The organism is Pseudoalteromonas sp. ESRF-bin5 (assembly GCF_002632075.1).
GTDB lineage: Bacteria > Pseudomonadota > Gammaproteobacteria > Enterobacterales > Alteromonadaceae > Pseudoalteromonas > Pseudoalteromonas marina.
Genome location: NZ_NTLW01000309.1, coordinates 1 through 5,388 on the forward strand (window position 1 = coordinate 1; position 5,388 = coordinate 5,388).

The window sequence follows — 5,388 nt, forward strand, 5'->3', positions numbered from 1 at the left end:
TCTGTGTATGCGCGATGCTTAAAAACATCATAATAACTGTTAAAAGAAGACGATATTGGCGTTAACTTGCCTCGCAGGTTCGGGCTATAGCCACCGGTAATGAGCATGGCTGTGCCGCCTTTTGCACGGGCTTCATAAAATGCACGTAAACGTTTTCTGTTATGCCATCCCTCTTCGAGGCCCGTATGCATTGAGCCCATAACTAATCTGTTTCGTAATTGTGTGTGTTTTAATTGTAGTTGTTGTTCTAACATCTCATGCCCCATTAACTGGTCTAACCTGTGTAGATTCACTAATTCTGCTTTAATGATAACGAATAAGCAATATTTGCATGTATTTAATTAATACTTAAGACACGCTTAAAATACGTACTCATCTCAAAATTACTATTTAATGCGAGCGTGTATAGCATAATAAATCCATTGTTTTCGGTAGCTTGAACGTATTTATAAACACTTCGTTACGATTTAGCAGTTAAATTTATATTTATTCTAGGATAAGATGAAACAAATGTATTAGCTGTACCAAATTAAGGAGCTATTTTGATAGCAAAAATTTTCAAAGGTATTTGGGCTGGAATAAACTTTTCTCGTCGATTAATAATCAACTTTTTGTTTGTGCTACTTGTTATTGTATTTATTGCAGGTATATCAAGCGATGATGATAAAATTATTGTAGAGGAAGGCTCTGTTCTTAGGTTGAACCTAAATGGCCCATTGGTTGAAGAAAAGTTATATGTAGATCCTATTGAAGCGGCTTTAAATGACGCAACATCAGGTAACGACGAGCCAAGTGAGATTTTACTCGATGATGTTGTTGAAGTCATAAACGAAGCAGCAAAAGATAGTCGTATTAGTGTACTACTTCTTGATTTACAAGAAATGCCTAAAGCGCATTTAAATAAACTTAAACAAATTACCAACGCTATTGAAGGCTTCAAACAGGCTGGTAAAAAAGTAATCGCTACAGGTTACTACTACACGCAAGCGCAGTATTACATTGCTGCACATGCTGACGAAATAGCGATGCATCCGTATGGAAGCGTAGCTATTGAAGGTTACGGCATGTACCCACTGTATTTTAAAGACGCACTAGAAAAGCTAGAAGTAACACAGCATATTTTTAGAGTAGGTACATTTAAATCAGCTGTTGAACCCTTTATCCGTAACGATATGTCTGATGCGGCTAAAGAAGCAAACCGTGTATGGTTAGGTGCACTTTGGAATGAATATAAGCAAGATGTTTCTGCTGTACGTCCATTCGATGAGTCAAACTTTGATGAAACTATGGATGTTTACCTAGAAAAAATGCAAGCGGCTAACGGTGATGCTGGTAAATATGCACTCGATAATCAATGGGTTGATTCGCTTAAAACAACTCAGCAAATACGCCAACAATTGATAGATTTAGTGGGTGCGCAAGAAGATGGTAAAACATTTAAACACGTATCGTTTCGTCAATACCTGAGCCTGGTTAAGCCTCCTGTCGTTTTTGATAACCCAATTACTGAGAAAGTAGCGGTTGTTGTAGCGAGAGGAACAATTGTAGATGGTGAGCGCAGAGCGGGCGAAATTGGTGGTGACTCTACCGCTGCCCTTCTTCGTAAAGCAAGACTTGATGATAAAGTAAAAGCAGTGGTACTTCGTATTGATTCAGGTGGCGGTAGTATGTTCGCATCTGAAGTTATTCGCGCAGAGGTATTAGCTCTAAAAGCAGCCGGTAAACCTGTTATCGCATCAATGAGTTCTGTTGCGGCATCTGGCGGTTACTGGATTGCATCTGCTGCAAACGAAATTTGGGCTGCACCAAGTACGATTACAGGGTCGATTGGTGTATTTGGTACATTTATGACATTTGAAAATACATTATCAAAAATTGGGGTGTATTCTGATGGTGTTGCAACCACCGAAATGGCAGGTTTTTCTGTCACTCGCCCACTTAACGAAAAAATGGCTCAAGTTATTCAAATGAGTGTTGAAGAGGCTTACGGTCGATTTTTGAATGTTGTAGCTCAGGCTCGAGGCATGACGCCTGAGGAAGTTGATGCAATTGCGCAAGGTCGAGTTTGGATTGCTTCTCAAGCACTTGAACTGGGATTAATTGATAAGCTAGGTGATAAGCAAGATGCAATTGATGCTGCAGCCGCCCTTGCTAAGTTAGAAAACTACGATGTTAAAACAATCACACAAGATTTGAGCCCGCAAGAAAAAATGCTACAAGACATTTTTGGAAGTGCATCAGTGAAATCGATGTTGGGTCTTCAAACAAAAGCACCATCTGTTTTAGCAACACAAGCTAATTTAAACAGCGTCATTCAACAACTGAGTAGTGAAGTTGAAAGCCTCAAGGATTATAACGATCCACAGGGTGTGTACGCTCGTTGTTTAGAGTGTAAAGTTGCACAATAAAGATGCGTGATTCACACTCGTTGCTTTATTTACACTAGCGACAGGTTATACTAAGCCCAGTTTTTTTACTGGGCTTTTTTTATGAAACGTAAACGCATTTATATCGCTTATACCGGCGGTACCATAGGAATGAAAAAATCAAGTCGGGGTTACATTCCCGCAGAAGGTTTCTTAACCGAAACGGTTATGAACAATGCCGAATTTAATCGTGATGAAATGCCCTTATTTGATATTCACGAATACTGTCCACTTATTGATTCATCTGACATGTCCCCTGCGCACTGGCAACTTATTGCAGATGATATAAAAAGCAAATATCAGCAATACGACGGCTTTGTTGTACTGCATGGTACAGACACCATGGCCTATACTGCATCCGCACTTTCATTCATGTTTGATAATTTAACTAAACCCGTTATTGTTACCGGATCGCAAATTCCACTTTCTCAACTACGATCTGACGGACAGGTTAATTTGTTAAATGCAATGTACTTAGCTGCTAATTACCCAATTGCAGAAGTGAGTCTGTTTTTTAATAACCAGTTATTTAGAGGTAATAGAGCTACTAAAGCACATGCAGATGGTTTTGATGCCTTTGCTTCACCAAATTTAGAGCCTCTTGCATTATCAGGCATTAATATTCAACTTATTAAAGGCCAACTAAGTCCTTATGTTGAAAACGAACTTCAAGTAACCACAATAACACCACAGCCAATTGGCGTACTTTATTTATACCCAGGAATAAGTACCGAGGTTGTGAAGAGCCTTGTAAACGATAACATTAAGGCTTTAGTGTTATTAAGCTTTGGCGTGGGTAATGCACCTCAAGACGATAAGTTTTTATCTGTTTTAAGTGAAGCAAGTAATAAAGGAATGATTATTGTTAATTTAACACAATGCCTAAAAGGCCAAGTCAATATGGGCGGTTATGCAACCGGCAACGCATTATTAAATATTGGCGTTATTAGTGGGTATGATATGACTTTAGAAGCCTGCCTAACCAAACTACATTGCCTATTCAGCCAGAATCTAGAAATCGAGACTATTCGCCACTTAATGCAAGATAATATGCGTGGTGAATTAACAAGATAAAGAGTTACACATCTGCAGAATCAAAAAAGGCACGCTTATAGCGTGCCTTTTTGTCTAATAAAGAATTAACGAACTTTAGCGTCAATCTCAACTAGGTCAGTCAAATGGCAGGTTTCACCACTATGGGTTTTAATGCCATGCTCACCAAAATAATCACGCTGGGCTTGAACTAGGTGCCCATTACTTGGTGTTGTTAACGTTGCTAAGTAAGTTTGTGTAGAGCTTAATACAGGAAACGCCAAACCAGACATAACAGCTTGTCCTGTTATCTTACGTAGTGCATTCGCCTCTTTATCGAGTGAATCTATAAATTCGACTCCTTGCGCCACGCTATCTAGGTAGTCAGCTCGAATAATACAACCTGCACGCCAAGTTTGTAATGTTTTCGACAAATCAACTTTCCACTGGTGTGTACGAGATGCGCCTTTAATTAGTGCTAAACCTTGGCGATACGCAAGTAAACTAGCAAGTGTAAATGCATCTTTAAGCTCTTCGAGATCAATATCAACGATATTGGTTGATTTTGAAGCGTACGTCATTTCTTGTGCAGCGGTTGTATCGCAGGCATTGGTTAGGTGTCTGGCTTGAACAGCAGCGACAAGTGATGGTACTGCAATTCCAAACTCTAGCGCGTTTTGTGCAGTCCACAAACCTGTACCTTTTGCGCCAACTTTATTATCAATAAGGTCGACTAGTGGCTCATTTTTATCATTTTCAAGGGTTAATATGTGGCTAGAGATAGAAAGTAAGTAACTATTTAACTGCCCTTGTGACCACTCATCAAATATCGCAGCTACTTCTTTTGGAGAACGGTTAGTTCCTGAGCGTAGTAATTGATACATTTCTGCAATGAGTTGCATAAGTGCATATTCAATGCCGTTGTGAACCATTTTAACAAAGTGTCCACTTGCCGATTGGCCAACACGTGCAAAACAAGAGCTACCATTGTAACTTGCAGCTACTTTTTCAAACCATGGTTCAATACGTTCCCAGCCACCTTCTGACCCACTTGCCATCATTGCTGGGCCATGGCGGGCACCTTCTGCACCACCTGAAATACCCATGGTGGCAAACTCAAATTTATTTTGGTATTTAAGTTTACGCGTAATACCATCTTTATAATTACTGTTACCACAGTCAACTATAATATCATCACACTCTACGCCTGCGTTTACCAGTTCATTACAAACGGTATCTACTAACTCACCCGCAGGAACAAGTAATAAAATAGAACGAGGTGCTTCTAAACGCCTTACCATGTCTCCTAAATCAGAAACAATGTGAAGTTTGTCAGCCATGCCTTGAGATTTAGCACAACTTATTAACTCTTCACCCGCATGTGGGTTTTTGTCATAAGCAACAAGCGTTATCCCCTTTTCTATCAAATTTAGGGCAAGATTTTTCCCCATAACGCCTAACCCGACTAATGCAACTTGCATTTAGTGTCCTCCTCGGTAACAACTATTTGGTTAGAAAATTCAATGTATTCATTCAATAATACCGCATGCTTTATACGTATACAGTAATAAAATACTAACAATGAGCCAATACAAAGTAATATTTCACTACAGGTATAAATGCCTCGCAATTATATCAAATATCATCGAGCAAAGGGTGACTAAAAGCAAAGCAAATTAAAATTATGATCATTGACGCATTTTGACACCGGTGTCATAATGATGACACAATAGTTTTGTATAAAATAGTGGCAATTCTTTTAGCTTTGCCTACAACTAAAGATATAGCTTTATAAAGCTATATCTATCGTAAACAAAATAACCGTCAACCTGCTTTCACCAAGCACACAGGAGAAATTGATGCTAAGACGCACAAAAATAGTCGCTACCCTTGGGCCCGCTACCGATAGAGATAACAACTTAGAAAAAAT

4 protein-coding genes are annotated in these 5,388 nt (G+C 39.1%); 2 read left to right on the forward strand and 2 right to left on the reverse strand.

Going from position 1 to position 5,388, the window contains the following annotated elements; all coding sequences use genetic code 11:
• Positions 1 to 254: oxidoreductase (locus BCG07_RS18795; protein WP_502694084.1), on the reverse strand; the 254-nt coding region annotated here is incomplete at its 3' end.
• Between the two features lie 288 nt (positions 255 to 542).
• On the opposite strand from BCG07_RS18795, the gene sppA reads away from it, so the two are divergent.
• Both sppA and ansA read left to right on the forward strand, forming a co-directional pair.
• Entirely contained in the window at positions 543 to 2,408 is a 1,866-nt protein-coding gene (sppA, locus tag BCG07_RS18800) for a signal peptide peptidase SppA (protein WP_243533543.1), read from the forward strand.
• Positions 2,409 to 2,489: 81 nt separating this feature from the next.
• On the forward strand, positions 2,490 to 3,500 hold the full coding sequence (ansA, locus tag BCG07_RS18805) for an asparaginase (protein ID WP_006794462.1): 1,011 nt from the start codon (positions 2,490 to 2,492) through the stop codon (positions 3,498 to 3,500).
• A 65-nt stretch (positions 3,501 to 3,565) separates the two neighbouring features.
• Here the strand turns inward: ansA and gnd are convergent, their stop codons facing one another.
• On the reverse strand, positions 3,566 to 4,939 hold the full coding sequence (gene gnd / locus BCG07_RS18810) for an NADP-dependent phosphogluconate dehydrogenase (protein ID WP_286891504.1): 1,374 nt from the start codon (positions 4,937 to 4,939) through the stop codon (positions 3,566 to 3,568).
• Between the last annotated feature and the right edge of the window lie 449 nt (positions 4,940 to 5,388).

Bases quoted from the DNA above. Each gene is read 5' to 3' on its own strand.
- ansA (WP_006794462.1), top strand. From the start codon at position 2,490: ATGAAACGTAAACGCATTTATATCGCTTATACCGGCGGTACCATAGGA.
- gnd (WP_286891504.1), bottom strand. From the start codon at position 4,939: ATGCAAGTTGCATTAGTCGGGTTAGGCGTTATGGGGAAAAATCTTGCC.